General features: G+C 39.6%; 11 protein-coding genes. 9 read left to right on the top strand and 2 right to left on the bottom strand.

From position 1 onward, the window contains the following. Positions 1-281 precede the first annotated feature (281 nt). From glpK to glpD, 3 genes are all read left to right on the top strand, one after another. A complete protein-coding gene (gene glpK, locus AAC851_RS04450; protein ID WP_005081717.1) occupies positions 282-1796 on the top strand; it encodes a glycerol kinase GlpK in 1515 nt (504 codons plus the stop codon). A 52-nt stretch (positions 1797-1848) separates the two neighbouring features. Then, positions 1849-2607 carry a DeoR/GlpR family DNA-binding transcription regulator gene (locus AAC851_RS04445; protein ID WP_005081720.1) on the top strand — a complete coding sequence of 253 codons (759 nt, stop codon included), beginning with the start codon at positions 1849-1851 and terminating at the stop codon, positions 2605-2607. Between the two features lie 239 nt (positions 2608-2846). Continuing rightward, the gene (gene glpD, locus AAC851_RS04440; RefSeq protein ID WP_340600564.1) at positions 2847-4367 is read left to right on the top strand and encodes a glycerol-3-phosphate dehydrogenase; all 1521 of its coding nucleotides are present in this window, start codon (positions 2847-2849) and stop codon (positions 4365-4367) included. A 35-nt stretch (positions 4368-4402) separates the two neighbouring features. On the opposite strand, the gene AAC851_RS04435 is transcribed toward glpD, so the two are convergent. After that, on the bottom strand, positions 4403-6598 hold the full coding sequence (locus AAC851_RS04435; RefSeq protein WP_340600563.1) for a TonB-dependent siderophore receptor: 2196 nt from the start codon (positions 6596-6598) through the stop codon (positions 4403-4405). Positions 6599-6820: 222 nt separating this feature from the next. On the opposite strand from AAC851_RS04435, the gene AAC851_RS04430 reads away from it, so the two are divergent. Further along, the gene (locus AAC851_RS04430; RefSeq protein WP_340601036.1) at positions 6821-7087 is read left to right on the top strand and encodes a hypothetical protein; all 267 of its coding nucleotides are present in this window, start codon (positions 6821-6823) and stop codon (positions 7085-7087) included. Between the two features lie 114 nt (positions 7088-7201). Beyond that, entirely contained in the window at positions 7202-7612 is a 411-nt protein-coding gene (locus AAC851_RS04425; RefSeq protein WP_005081727.1) for a DUF596 domain-containing protein, read from the top strand. A gap of 604 nt (positions 7613-8216) precedes the next feature. Here the strand turns inward: AAC851_RS04425 and AAC851_RS04420 are convergent. Then, entirely contained in the window at positions 8217-10046 is a 1830-nt protein-coding gene (locus tag AAC851_RS04420) for a phosphoenolpyruvate carboxykinase (GTP) (RefSeq protein WP_340600562.1), read from the bottom strand. A gap of 396 nt (positions 10047-10442) precedes the next feature. On the opposite strand from AAC851_RS04420, the gene AAC851_RS04415 reads away from it, so the two are divergent. The 4 genes from AAC851_RS04415 (at position 10443) to groL (ending at position 14288) form a co-directional block, all read left to right on the top strand. Beyond that, positions 10443-11381 (top strand): diacylglycerol/lipid kinase family protein, encoded by a 939-nt coding sequence (locus tag AAC851_RS04415; RefSeq protein WP_340600561.1) that lies wholly within the window; start codon positions 10443-10445, stop codon positions 11379-11381. After that, positions 11362-12114, top strand: coding sequence for a metallophosphoesterase family protein (locus tag AAC851_RS04410; protein ID WP_340600560.1), 753 nt, complete (start codon positions 11362-11364; stop codon positions 12112-12114). The genes AAC851_RS04415 and AAC851_RS04410 overlap by 20 nt, the downstream gene beginning before the upstream one ends. Before the next feature lie 191 nt (positions 12115-12305). After that, positions 12306-12596, top strand: a complete 291-nt coding sequence (locus AAC851_RS04405) for a co-chaperone GroES (protein WP_004652030.1) — start codon at positions 12306-12308, stop codon at positions 12594-12596. A gap of 57 nt (positions 12597-12653) precedes the next feature. Next, positions 12654-14288 carry a chaperonin GroEL gene (gene groL, locus AAC851_RS04400; protein WP_004638311.1) on the top strand — a complete coding sequence of 545 codons (1635 nt, stop codon included), beginning with the start codon at positions 12654-12656 and terminating at the stop codon, positions 14286-14288. The last annotated feature ends 5 nt before the right edge of the window (positions 14289-14293 follow it).

The raw sequence follows: 14293 nt of genomic DNA, 5'->3' as shown, positions 1-14293 counted from the left end.
CGTCCTGTTATTTCTGGTTTTAGTATCGCATAAAATAAATTTTGAATTGTTAGGAATCTTTAAAAGTTCTGCGTTTCGTCAATTTTATATTCAAATTTAAAGAAAGAATTTTCGTTTACGAACAATTTTGCATATAATCTGCCGAGTTTTTAATTTAATGCAAAAGTCATTGCTTTATTGCGATATTGCTACCCGTTTTTCGGGCGTTTAATTTATTGCTCAAATAGGAGCTGTTGATGTCCAACAAATCCTAAAATAAGGCAGGTCTGGTTAGGTATGTCATGATCTCTACAGATAGTCAAAAAAAATATGTTGTTGCATTTGATCAAGGTACAACGAGTTCACGTGCAATCGTATTGGATCACGATGCGAATGTCATCACTATTGCTCAGCGTGAATTTACGCAAATTTACCCGCAACCAGGTTGGGTTGAGCATGATCCTATGGAAATCTGGGCGACTCAAAGCGCAGTTTGGGTTGAAGCCTTAGCACAAGCGAGCATTTCTAGTGATGAAATTGCCGCGATCGGGATTACCAACCAACGTGAAACTACGGTGATTTGGGATAAAAAAACAGGTAAGCCTATCTATAATGCGATTGTATGGCAAAGCCGACAAAGCAATGAAATTTGTAATCAGCTCCGCCAAAATGGCTGGCAAGATTATGTGCGAAAAGTAACAGGGTTAGTAATTGATCCTTACTTCTCGGCGACTAAAATCAAGTGGATTCTTGATCGTGTTGAAGGCAGCCGTGAGCGTGCAGAACGTGGTGAGCTTTTATTCGGGACGATCGATACATGGTTAATTTGGAAATTAACCAATGGTCAAGTGCATGTTACAGACTATACCAATGCCTCTCGTACGATGTTATTCAATATTGAAACTTTGCAGTGGGATGACAAGCTGCTTGAGGCTTTAGATATTCCAAAGGCAATGTTGCCTGAAGTGCGTAGTTCTTCTGAGGTGTATGGTTATACGCATACCATTAGTGGTCAGGAAATTGGTATTCCAATTGCAGGTATTGCAGGTGATCAACAAGCTGCATTGTTTGGGCAGATGTGTGTTGAAGTTGGCCAAGCCAAAAATACCTATGGGACAGGTTGTTTCTTACTCATGAACACTGGTGAGCGTATGGTTCAATCGGATCATGGCTTGTTGACGACGATTGCTTGTGGTGCAAAAGGCGAAGTGAACTATGCGCTAGAAGGAGCTGTTTTTAACGGTGGCTCTTGTGTGCAATGGTTACGCGATGAGTTAAAAGCGATTAATGATTCACATGACTCAGAGTATTACGCAACCAAAGTCAAAGATAGTAACGGGGTGTATGTGGTACCCGCATTTACTGGGCTTGGCGCACCGTATTGGGATCCTACCGCTCGCGGTGCAATTTTGGGCATTACTCGTGGTGTGAGTATTGAACATATCATCCGTGCAACTTTAGAATCTATTGCTTATCAGACGCGTGATGTTTTGGACGCAATGCAACAAGATTCTGGTGAGAAATTGCGAACCTTACGTGTAGATGGCGGGGTCACTGCAAATAACTTCTTAATGCAGTTCCAAGCAGATATTTTATCCACCTCTGTAGAGCGTCCTGCGATGAAAGAAACTACAGGAATGGGCGCAGCATTTTTAGCGGGTCTTGCTGTCGGTTTTTGGTCGGATTTAAACGAGTTAAAGCGTAGAATGACGATTGAAAATACTTTCACGCCAGCATGTACGCAGGAAGAAACTGAAAAACTCTACACTGGCTGGCTAAAAGCTGTAGGTCGTACCCGTGATTGGGCTGAGGATTAAGCAGAACAATCACAGCGTTATATTGATTTGAAATAGCATAGGATGGATGAGCATGAGCTTGATACTACGCCAACAAAAAACCCTTGAGCTTGTACGGGAACGTGGCTATATCAGTATTGAAGAACTTGCTCAATATTTCGATGTGACACCACAGACGATTCGTCGTGATATTAATCAATTGGCTGATGAAGGTTTGCTGCGTCGCTATCATGGCGGCGCAGCACATGATTCAACGGTGGAAAACACGGAATATACCACCCGTGTTGGTTACATGCTTGAAGAAAAGAGAACCATTGCAGAGGCTGTGGCGGCGGCTGTACCTGACCATGCTTCGTTGTTTATTAACATCGGGACAACCACAGAAGCCATTGCACATGCATTGTTAAATCACACTGGACTAAAAATTATCACCAATAATTTAAATGTCGCGAAGATTTTGAGTACTAAAGAAGATTTTGAGGTATTGATCGCCAGTGGGCGTGTTCGTCCAGATGGAGGGGTGATTGGTCAAGCAACCGCTGACTTTTTTAAACAGTTCAAGGCTGATTATGCTTTAGTCGGTATTAGTGGAATAGAAGAAGATGGCACATTGTTAGATTTCGATTTTCAAGAAGTCTGTGTATCACAAGAAATTATCTCAAGTGCTCGTCAGGTTTTCCTCGCAGCAGACAGTAGTAAGTTTGGTCGAAATGCAATGATTCGTTTAGGATCATTAAAACAAGTGGATTGCATTTTTACGGATCAACAACCCAATGAGCAATATATGAAGATGATCCAAGAATTAGACGTTGGTTTGATTATTGCGAAATAGATTTCATTTTCGAAAAACAACGTACCAAACTCTAATAAAAATTATTTAAAATCAATTATGTTTTCTTGTTTAGTGGAATGTCTCAGTCATTCCACTGCTTTCACTTAATTTTCATTTGAATAATTCAATACACAAAATGTCGATTGGTTTACGTTTTTGTGGCTATTTTATATTGTTAATTTTCATTTTATATGTTTAAATTTTCATTATTGAACAATAATGAAAATTTGCGGTGATTTATGCAAACTTCTCCTCAGTCAAGTGACAAAATTTATGACCTTGCCATCATTGGTGGTGGGATCAATGGTGTGGGTATCGCTGTTGATGCTGCTGGGCGTGGGTTATCGGTATTTTTATGTGAAAAAGATGATTTGGCGAGCCATACTTCATCTGCGAGTAGTAAGCTGATTCACGGTGGTTTGCGTTACCTTGAACATAAAGAGTTTCGTTTGGTGCGTGAAGCATTAGCTGAGCGTGAAGTGTTGCTCAATAAGGCGCCACATATTATTCGCCCAATGCGTTTTATTATGCCTCATCGTCCACATTTGCGCCCAGCATGGCTGATTCGTACGGGCTTATTCTTTTATGATCATTTAGGTAAGCGTGAAAAATTATTGGGTTCAAATAATGTCTACTTTAAAGATGATAGTCCGTTAAACACAGCGATTACACGTGGTTTTGAATATTCAGACTGTGCTGTGGATGATTCACGTTTAGTTGTTTTGAATGCAATGCATGCACGTGAAAAAGGGGCAGAAATCGTAACGCGTACCCGTTGTTTGTCTGCTCGACGTGAAGGACAAATTTGGGTTGTCGATTTGGAAAATGCAGAAGGGCAATTTCAAATTAAAGCGAAAGCTTTGGTGAATGCTGCAGGTCCTTGGGTCGCACAGTTTATTAAACAGGATTTACAGCTAAAATCTCCTTATGGTATTCGTTTGATTCAAGGTAGTCACATCATCGTACCGAAGCTTTATGAGGGTGATAAAGCTTTCATTATGCAAAATGATGACCGCCGTATTGTCTTTGCAATTCCATATTTGGATCAATACACCATGATTGGTACCACAGACCATGAGTATGAAGGTGATCCAGCTCAAGTGAAAATTACTCAAGCTGAGACTGATTATCTCATTGATGTGAGTAATGCGCATTTTAAAAAGCAACTTACCCAAGCTGATATTATCTCAACTTTCGCTGGGGTGCGCCCATTATGTGACGATGAGTCAGATAATCCATCTGCGGTGACACGTGACTATACGTTAGCCTTATCAAAAGAAGCTGCGGGGCAGGCGCCATTACTTTCGGTATTTGGTGGAAAGTTAACGACTTATCGTAAGCTTGCTGAGTCTGCAATGTTGCAACTGAAAGCATTTTTCCCAGCGATGAAAGGCAGTTGGACTGCAATGGAAACTTTGCCGGGCGGTGAAAAGATGGTGTCGGTTGAGCAGTTAGCTAATGAAATCCGCGCGCAAATCTCCGATGCTTCAGAAGCTTTGGCGAAACGTTGGGCGGGAGCCTATGGCTCGCGTATTTGGAATATTTTAGGTGAAGCAAGTTCGGTTAAGCAGCTTGGTCAACATTTTGGTCAGGGCTTGTATGTCAAAGAGGTCGATTATCTATGCCGCTATGAGTGGGCAAGCAATAGCCAAGATATCCTTTGGAGACGTTCTAAATTAGGACTGAATATGCAAGCACATGAAATTGCATTATTAGATGCTTATTTAAAGCCTAAAAACCAAGCTCCGAATGCAGCATAAAGAAAGCCCCTCATGTTCGAGGGGCTTTTTTCTTTTTAATATTTAAACTTCAGTGCAACAGTATAGTTAGCAGGTTCTCCGTAGAATGCTTGGCTATAGGTAAAACTATTTAAATATTTTTTATCAGTTACATTATTTACATTAGCTTGAACGCTAAAGTGTTTATTGACTTCATAACTTGCCATTAGGTTAAGCAACGCATAATCGCTTTGTTTTAGATATGCTGATTTTACATTGTCAAAAACAGAGGTTTTTCCTTGCCACTGTAGCCCTGCACCTACTTTTAATTTGGGTAATTGAGCGGGTGTATAAGTAGTTAGTAAATTAAAGGTTTGAGTTGGGTTATAAGTTCGGGCTGCACCACCATTTTTTAGATCTTGTAAACTAAATTGGGCATAACCCAAAGAGACATTTACTTGATCGGTGAGTTGTCCTGCCAAACCAACCTCAACGCCTTGTGAGCGTAAATCACTGATCCCCACTTTTCGGTTTAAAGGATGTCCATCTGTTGAACGAAGCGGGTAATTGTTTTCCTCTGTTCTAAAGATTGCCAATGTTCCAGTAAGTTTGTTGTCTAGCCATGAGCTTTTCATCCCAACTTCATAACTTTTTCCTTCGATTGGATCAGCTACTTTGCCTGTTGCTTCATTTACAGATGTTTGTGGGCGGAAAATCGAAGTATAACTCATATAACCTGTGTACTCAGGTGTAAAATTATAGGTAATCCCGGCATAAGGTGAAACTTTACTTTCATCGTAATTCATCGGTGAGCCATAGCTCGAACCTTCACTTTTGGCTTGGATGTAGTTCGCACCGAGAGTCAGCTTGAGATCATCGTTTAAATGTAGACGTGTGGCTGCATAAATTGACTGATTGCGTTGGGTATAATCGGCTTGTTTGACGAAATCCGACCAAGTGACATGCTTTGGCGTCCAGCTTGCCCAATCTGTTGTATAGGGGGTAACTGTAATTTGTCCGTTATATTCAGAGCTTACATGATTAATATTGCTGTCATGTAGCGTGCCTTTCTTTTGATGGTCAACTTGATCACTTTTTGAGAAAGAATAACCAATGATAGCTTCATGTTCACGATTAAAAAGATCAAATTTCCCCTGCAAATTAAAATCAGCAGTGTGTAGTTTATTATTCTCTAAATAACCATTTGGTGTTAATGAAACTCCTGAACCGTCTGCGTTTGGATAGCCATAATAGTATAAAAGCTGGCTTTCACGATCTTTCTCATTATAGTTATAGCTCAAGTTAGCAGACCATGTATCTAGGAATTTTTGTTTTAGTTCGATAAATGCATTTCTAGAAGTGTTGTCCCAATATGCCCAATCTGGATTGGGGTTAAATGAGCGATCATAACTGAGCTGTCGACCAGAGCTATCCATCAGCGGAATTGCTCCCCAGTTATTGGCGTTTGGTTTATTTTTTTCTTGACTTGCTCCAATCGTGAGAAGGGTAGAATCCGTAACATCGGCTTCTACAACACCTGCAACACCATTTTTTTCTGAGGAATAACGATCACGATATGAGTCACCTGTTTGTTGGAAGCCAAACAGTCTTGCTCGGATGCGATCATTTAAACTGCCAGAAACATCTGCTTCATAACGTTGAGTATCCCATGAGCCATAACTTAAGCCTGTATTGGCTTGAAACTCTTTAGTAGGACGTTTTCGAACGTAGTTGATGGTTGCACTTGGATCACCAAAGGCATTGGTTAATGCATTTGCACCTTTTACGACTTCAACTCGATCATAAAAATAGCTGTCAGGATTGATATCGGTGGTATTCCAATTGGTTAGTGGAAATCCCACACCATCGATTAATATGTTAGAAATTTCAAAGCCACGTGCCATATATACGGCGCGTTCCGTTTCAAGGGCATTGACGGTTACCCCAGGGGTATTATTTAGAATATCTCGTGTTGAGGTTAAGCCAAAGTCTTCTATTTGTTGGCGTGTCACAACATTGATGGTTTGTGGTGTTTCTTTGGCAGCGATATTGAGCTTGGTTGCACTTGAGCTATCCTTAATCGTATAGGCTTTGGTGATTTCAGTATCTGAACCTTCATTCTGTGTCGCCTTAACTTGAATAGTCGGAAGCTGTTGAGAGACAGTGTCTACTGCAAAGCTATAGGGGCTTATGCTGACCAGACTTGATGAAATTGCAAGAAACAATGAATTGCGCTTGAGAGAGGAGAGGTTTGAACTCATGTCTACAACCATGTAAATGAGAAATATTATTGTTACAATTATTGTTAATATTCGTTAATATTGCAATTCATTTCGTCTAATCCTTAATAGGAATAAAAGAAGAGATTTAGATGATTGATTGGAATTTTTGGAGATTAGTTATTCTATGAGAGAAATTTAAACTTTGGATAGCAGTGTGATAGATCTTGTGCTACATCACTCTAACCGTAGTGGGATGACGGGAGAATGCATTTGATGGATGTCCGACATGGGCTATTGCTGCTTGAGCAGCAGGAGTGTAATCAGAGTTTTAATGAATTAAATGCTGAAAATAAAGTAAAGGTTCTACAGTATGCATTAGGAGAAACTGTGAGTGTTTATTGGCCAAATTTAGCGCTTAATTGGATTGAAAATAATCCAGAGAGTCTTACTACTATATTGAAGGGTATTTTAATCGAATCAATGGGCAAACATTGGGCAAATCAGCACTATAAACACAGGGTGAAGCGGATTTTAAAATAGAGGCTATTAAAAAGTTATATAAATAAATATTAATATATCTGTTCTTTTTTATTGTTTTTGTTGTTTAATAATAAAACTAGTGGGCGGAAATTAATTTCAGATAAGGTTCATAATATGAGAATTACCTTAAGTGATAAGGAATTTAATGCATTGATGAATTCTGTAAAGGGACAAGCCTTAGATGCTGTGTGGTTAGCAGCGTCTAATTTGGCGGAGGATGTCCAGATTGAAAAAAAGCTTATTGAGAAACGAGATATATTTATTAATATATTGCACCAGCTTATGAATGCTGGGGAGTTATTGTTAGCAAAAAGTGGTGATGACACTATTATATATGATATTCCTGTTTTAGAACAATTGGAATTATTTAAGAGGTTCTTTCCTTCTTCTGAAGAATATGCTAGAGAGATTGGTGCGCATGATATAGGAACATGGTTGGTTATTTACGATCAGGGTTTCTGCCCTTTGAGACCAGTTTGGATTTATACGCTAGATAATGGCGAAAAATATTTAGAATGGGCTTAATAGTCATATCTTTACTTTGGGGGTATTAATGGTTTTAAATAAATTTACATCAGTACTCTTAATTTGAAAACTAGAGAAGAATGGTTTGACAGCTTTCAATATTGGTGAATGGATATGCGTGATGCTTTATCATGTATGTATGATAGCCTCCCAAAATAAATTAGTGAGAAGTTGGATTATTCAATAGATTCATTGAATATGCTTGGAGCATTGGATATTGGAGCGGTATCCAACAACTGATGAGATGTCCTTTCAATGAGAAATACATACCGTTGATGGTTATGCATGTTATGTTACTGAAAATTTTAGAAAAAATCTGGGTGGAAAATGGGTTATTGAATTGGATGACCCGAAGCATGCCTATTATGATATTCCTGCAAATACATGCGGGCAGCTTTAGAGAATGTCCATTATCATTCGTTATTGTGAGTACAGATCGTCGAACAGGGCATTACATTTCAGATATTCTTAAAAAATTTATTGATAGTTGATACAACATTTCTTAAAACCTATTCTTCTTATGGAATAGGTTTTTTATATTAAAAGCTAAATCACCAGACAACAAAAAAGGTCGCCGAAGCGACCTTTTTATGTCATTTAATTATTAAGCAGATTTAACTGCATTTAATAATTCATTTTGACGATCTTTAAGTGCTTTAGGTAAACGATCACCAAGTTTAGTAAATAACTCAGTGTGGCTTTCAAGTTCTTTGATCCATTGATCTTTATCTTGAGCAGTAACAGTTTCGAATTGCTCTTTAGAGAAATCAATACCTGTCCAGTTCAGTTGTTCGTAAGTTGGAACAAAGCCGATTGGAGTTTCAGTCGCTTCAGCACGACCTTCACAACGATCAATGATCCACTCAAGAACACGCATGTTTTGACCGAAACCAGGCCATACGAAGTTGCCTTCAGCATCACGACGGAACCAGTTTACATTGAAGATTTTTGGTAATTTATTACCAGCAGCTTCTGCTTTAGCACCAACTTCTTGACCAAGTTGTAACCAGTGACCGAAGTAATCAGCCATGTTATAACCAGCGAAAGGAAGCATCGCAAATGGGTCACGACGAACGATACCTTGTTGACCAACAGCCGCAGCAGTTGTCTCAGAGCCCATAGTTGCAGCTTTATAAACGCCATCAACCCAGTCAAAAGCTTCAGAAACTAAAGGCACTGTATCTGCACGACGACCACCGAAGATGAATGCAGAGATTGGTACGCCTGCTGGATTTTCCCAGTCAGCATCGATAGAAGGGCATTGACCTGCTGAAACTGTGAAACGCGCATTTGGATGAGCAGCTTTGTCTTCACCAGTATGCGGTTGACCTTTCCAGTTGGTAAGGTTAGCTGGAACTTCTTTAGAAAGACCTTCCCACCATACTTCGCCGTTATCAGTTACAGCAACGTTCGTATAGATCACATCTTTGTGAAGTGTTGCCATACAGTTCGGGTTAGTCTTGGTGTTTGTACCAGGTGCAACACCGAAGAAACCAGCTTCTGGGTTGATTGCATATAAACGACCGTCTTCACCTGGTTTGATCCAAGCGATATCGTCACCTACAGTCTCAATCTTCCAACCTTCATAACCAGCTGGTGGAATTAACATTGCAAAGTTAGTTTTACCACAAGCAGAAGGGAATGCCGCTGCGATGTAGTGTTTTTCACCTTGTGGGTTTGTTACGCCCAAAATTAACATGTGCTCAGCTAACCAGCCTTGTTCACGACCCATTGCAGATGCAATACGTAAAGCTAAGCATTTTTTACCAAGTAAAGCGTTACCACCATAACCAGAACCGTAAGACCAGATTTCACGAGTTTCTGGGTAATGCACGATATATTTTTCGCTGTTGCAAGGCCAAGCAACATCTTTTTGACCGTCTTTTAACGGCGCTGCAACTGTATGTACGCAAGGAATGAATTCGCCATCAGTGCCTAGAACGTCATAAACTGCTTTGCCCATACGTGCCATTTTGGTCATGCTAACCGCAACATATGGAGAATCAGTTAATTCGATACCGATGTGCGCGATATGGCTACCTAAAGGACCCATTGAGAATGGAACCACGTACATGGTACGGCCTTCCATTGCGCCATCAAATAAGCCATTTAATTTTGCACGCATTTCAGCAGGTTCAACCCAGTTATTGGTTGCACCAGCATCTTCTTGGTTTTGTGAACAGATATAAGTACGGTCTTCAACACGAGCAACGTCAGAAGGATCAGAATTTGCAAGATAAGAACCAGGATGTTTTTCTTGGTTAAGTTTTTGCATGGTGCCGTTAGCGATCATCAAGTCGATAAGACGTTGATATTCTTCTTCGCTTCCGTCACACCATTCGATTTTTGCTGGTTTGGTTAATTTTGCAATTTCTTCCACCCATGCAATTAGCTTAGGGTGACGAACGAATTCTGGTGCGTTCACTTGGGTCATGGTGATGCCTTTTTAAAGTGTGTACGACGTACAAATTCTATCTACTGGGTGACAGTAAAATAGATGAAGTAAAAAAAGTGGCTGTATTAAAGCATAAAATCCAAAAAAAAATAAGTGCAATGAATGTTGTAGTGTATTGACTCTAAACAAGTTGTTTGTGTCTAAGTGTTTGTTTTTATTGACTGTGATATTTTTATTTATCTTTATTTGAATTTTTTATATGTGTTATTTTTATCAAAAATTATATTAATAAACAATAAGTTGTGTTATTCACAATACTTGAGAATTATTATTGATTAAATGAATGTTGTTCATTCAAAAATTACATAAACAAGCTTTTATTTGTTGATTTAGTAAACAAAAATAGGGCTATTAATCGCCCTAAGTTTGATCTCCATGAGCTTAAAATTACGACCTCTTTCGATCATTTATAATCAGAAGTCAGGATTCCACGCTGCACAACAAAGTGAAGAGTACGAACAACTGCTGACTTATTGGACGCAACATGGTTTCGAAATTCAGGTGTTTGAGTTAAGTCAACACGCCAGTTTTGATGACATGATGTCGGAGATTTTAGTGAGACATCAACAAACTGATTTTCGCGGTGTAGTGGTCGCAGCAGGTGGTGATGGGACATTGAATGCTGTCGCTCAGCGATTAATGCATACGGATATTCCGATGGGTATCATGCCATTAGGGACATTTAATTATGTTGCTCGTGCTTTGCATATCCCGATTGATGTCGTTCAAGCGGCGGAAGTCATTGCAACTGGGAAGGTACGTGAAGTACATGTCGCCAAAATCAATGATCATATTTATTTAAATAATGCGAGTTTGGGGTTATATCCCTTATTTATTAAAAAACGTGAATTATATAATCAACGTTTAGGTCGTATTCCTTTACATGCTTACACATCAGGATTGGATGTGCTCCTGCGTGAGTACAAGTCACTCAAGCTTTCAGTTACTGTAGATGGTCAGAAATATCCAGTGACGACACCTCTCATTTTTTTTGGTAATAATCAGCTTCAGCTCAGTGATATGAAATTAAGAATTGCTGAGTGCGCAGCAAATGGAAAACTTGCAGGTGTTGTTGTTGCGAAAAGTGATCGTTTCAGTTTATTAAAAATGTTATGGAAATTGATTCAAGGTAAAATTGATCAGGCTTCTGACGTCTATTCATTTTGTGCTGAGAAAATCGAGGTCGGGTGTAAAAAAATGCAGTTAACGGTTGCCATCGATGGGGAACTGGTAGAAATGCAAAGCCCCTTAAAATTCTCAGTAGAAAAGTCCGCATTGAAAGTGATGGTTCCGAATGTTACTACATCTATCTGATCTGCATTTTGGAACAGAGCGGGAGGTGTGTATTGAGGCAATTCACCAATTTTGTCAGCAATATCGTCCTGAAGTGGTTGTGGTGAGTGGAGACTTGACCCAGCGAGCACGTTATCAACAGTTTTATGCATGTGTGCAGTTTTTAAATTCGCTATCTATTCCTTATTTGGTAGTACCTGGAAATCATGATATTCCGCTTTACCACATCTGGAATCGTTTTTTTTCTCCATTTTTACGTTATCAAATGTTTTTCGGCAGTTTGGAGACGACTTTAGAGACAGAGCATTTCTATATTGTTGGAATGAATAGTATTCGTAGGCGATACCATACGCGAGGACACATTTCTTTTGACCAGATCAATGAAACCTATGAAAAGTTAAAAAATGCACCATCGGGCAAGATTAAGTTAGGGGTTTTTCATCAACCTTTTTATACTTTTCCAGATGATCATGGTGGTAAGGATTGTCCTGTTTTAGGGAAAATTGCATTGCAGAAATGGGGTGAAACTGGATTATTTGGTTTGTTGCATGGGCATTTACACAAAGTCGCCGTGCATGATTTAAATCAAATTTTCGATTTAGGATTTGATCATCCGATTCTCGATATTCATGCAGGTACAGCGATATCCAATCGTGTACGTTTTGGATTGCCGAATAGTTTTAATGTGATTTTGAGCAATGGTGTGATTGAGCATTATTATTTTAATGAAGATAAAAAACAGTTTGAAAAGTAGCGTAAATAGACTGAATTTAAGATTCGTGTTCGTGATGTTTGAAAAAAGAACAAAAAGTCGAAATTTTTTTTAATTTTCCCCTTGAAGCCTTTTTTTTTAACCCCACAAAAGTGGCATATCAAAATTTTGTTGATTGCTACTGGAGTAGCAATGCAAATTAATCAAAAAGACTAAGTCTGATGGAGTTAAATATGAGCAACATTCGTCCATTACATGATCGCGTAGTGATTCGTCGCGTAGAAGAAGAAACCAAAACAGCTGGTGGTATTTTACTTCCAGGCTCTGCTGCTGAAAAACCATCTCAAGGTGAGGTGATTGCAGTAGGTAATGGTCAGATCACTGACAATGGCGTTCGTGCTTTAGACGTTAAAGTTGGAGATAAGGTATTGTTCGGTACTTATGCAGGGACAACTGTGAAAGTAAGTGGTGAAGAACTTTTAATCATGAAAGAGTCGGATATCTTAGCTGTGCTTGAAGGCTAATCGACTTATAACTCACACATTATCAGATACAGTATTTAAAAAGATTTGGAGTTTAACATGTCAGCTAAAGACGTAAAATTTGGTGATTCAGCTCGCTCAAAAATGATCGCAGGTGTAAACGTACTTGCAGATGCAGTAAAAGTAACTTTAGGCCCTAAAGGTCGTAATGTCGTTATCGATCGTTCTTTCGGTGCGCCACACATCACTAAAGATGGTGTAACCGTTGCCAAAGAAATTTCTTTAAAAGACAAGTTTGAAAACATGGGTGCTCAACTTGTTCGCGAAGTTTCAAGCAAAACGAATGACATCGCAGGTGACGGTACAACAACTGCAACTGTACTTGCTCAAGCAATCTTAAATGAAGGGATCAAATCAGTAACGGCTGGTATGAACCCAATGGATTTAAAACGTGGTATTGATATCGCAGTGAAAACTGTAGTTGAAAATATTCGTGCCAATGCAAAACCTGCTGATGACTTCAAAGCAATTGAACAAGTCGGTTCGATCTCTGCGAACTCTGATACCACTGTTGGTAAGTTAATTGCACAAGCAATGGAAAAAGTGGGTAAAGAAGGTGTAATCACTGTTGAAGAAGGTTCTGGCTTCGAAGACGCTTTAGACGTTGTTGAAGGTATGCAGTTTGACCGCGGTTATATCTCTCCATATTTCGCAAACAAGCAAGATACGTTAACTGCTGAACTTGAAAACCCGTTCATCCTTCTTGTTGACAAAAAAATCGGTAATATCCGTGAATTAATCACTGTATTAGAAGCAGTTGCTAAAACGGGTAAACCGCTTTTAATCATCGCTGAAGATGTTGAAGGTGAAGCGCTTGCGACACTTGTTGTAAACAACATGCGCGGTATTATCAAAGTATGTGCAGTAAAAGCACCTGGCTTTGGTGACCGTCGTAAAGCAATGCTTCAAGATATCGCGATCTTAACTGGCGGTACTGTGATTTCAGAAGAAATTGGCATGGCGCTTGATCAAACAACTCTTGAGCACTTAGGTACAGCACACAAAGTAACAGTATCTAAAGAAAATACTGTGATTGTTGATGGTGCTGGTAATGCAGCTCAAATCGCTGAGCGTGTTCAACAGATCCGTGCTCAAATCGAAGAATCTACTTCTGAATATGACAAGGAAAAACTTCAAGAACGCGTTGCTAAATTAGCAGGCGGTGTTGCAGTGATTAAAATCGGTGCTGCAACTGAAGTTGAAATGAAAGAGAAGAAAGACCGTGTAGATGATGCGCTTCATGCGACTCGTGCAGCAGTTGAAGAAGGTGTTGTTGCTGGTGGTGGTGTTGCACTTGTACGTGCCGTAAATGTATTAGACGGCTTGAAAGGTGCTAACGAAGATCAAACAGCGGGTATCAATATCTTACGTCGTGCGATTGAAGCTCCACTTCGTCAAATCGTTTCAAATGCTGGTGATGAGCCTTCAGTTGTGATCAATGCAGTTAAAGCTGGCGAAGGTAACTTTGGTTATAACGCTGCAACTGGCGAATATGGTGATATGTTAGAAATGGGTATCCTTGACCCAGCTAAAGTAACGCGTTCTGCACTTGAACACGCAGCTTCTGTTGCTGGTTTAATGTTGACCACTGAGTGCATGATCACTGATATCCCAGAAGACAAACCAGCTGCGCCAGACATGGGCGGTATGGGTGGTATGGGCGGAATGATGTAACAGCG

Origin of the sequence: Acinetobacter sp. HZNU-JH01 (assembly GCF_037996845.1) — a bacterium.
In the GTDB taxonomy this organism is placed as follows: Bacteria; Pseudomonadota; Gammaproteobacteria; order Pseudomonadales; family Moraxellaceae; genus Acinetobacter; species Acinetobacter haemolyticus.
Note: the sequence above shows the minus strand (reverse complement) of the source record. Positions and strands in the feature narration are given on the sequence as shown.